Genomic DNA, 828 nt, shown 5'->3' on the forward strand with positions numbered 1-828 from the left:
CCCCCTGCCGCTATACCACTGGCCGGCCGTGGTCCCATAGCGTTAGGTAGCGACAACTGCGGCATCATTTGCATTAGGCGTTCATTGGCCACCCTATGCACCTCATCAGACGGCAGCGGCACTTCGCCGCGCGGATCGGTGCCCCATAGCAACAGCAAATAGCGCAGGCGCCGCAAGCCGGCCGTGGGGCGTGCCTGGATCACGGTATAAGCACGCTGAGTATCGACTTTCACCGAGGATACTACTGCCACCGGATACCCTTTCGGAAAGCGCCCTCCCAAACCGGAAGTCACCAGCACGTCGCCAACGCGAATATCGGTATTGCCCGGCAAATGCTCGAGTTGTAAATCCTCGGTGCAACCATTACCGGCGACGATCACACGGATGTCGTTACGCAGCACCTGTATCGGTATCGCGTGAGATGCATCGCAAATCAGCAGCACCCGGCTGGTGAGCTTACTAGTGGCAATCACTTGGCCAACTACCCCTTTGTCGCTGATGACCGGCTGGCCGACATAAACGCCATTATCCAGCCCTTTATCGATCACCACTTGATCGATAAAGGGATCGGTACTGGTGGAGATCACCTGGGTGACCATTTTTTGCTCATCCTGGCGCAGTGGCGACCCCAGCAGCTCGCGCAGCCGGGCGTTTTCCTGCTTGTATTGACCCAGCAGCAACTGCTCGCTGTTCATCAATAGCAACTTCTGGCGCAGCGCCCGGTTTTCCAGCGCCAGCTGGGCGCGGGTTGCCAGTGTCTGCGACACATTATCCAGTATCTGGCGCGGGCCATTAGCCAGAAAATAGAAGGGACTGACGGCCGTATCC

At 58.0% G+C, this 828-nt stretch carries 1 protein-coding gene; it reads right to left on the reverse strand.

Annotated elements, in window-relative coordinates; translation table 11 throughout:
• Positions 1–828, reverse strand: an 828-nt coding sequence (mreC, locus tag BG74_RS07185; RefSeq protein ID WP_187202766.1) for a rod shape-determining protein MreC, incomplete at both ends; no start/stop codon positions are given.

The organism is Sodalis-like endosymbiont of Proechinophthirus fluctus, from assembly GCF_001602625.1.
GTDB lineage: Bacteria > Pseudomonadota > Gammaproteobacteria > Enterobacterales > Enterobacteriaceae.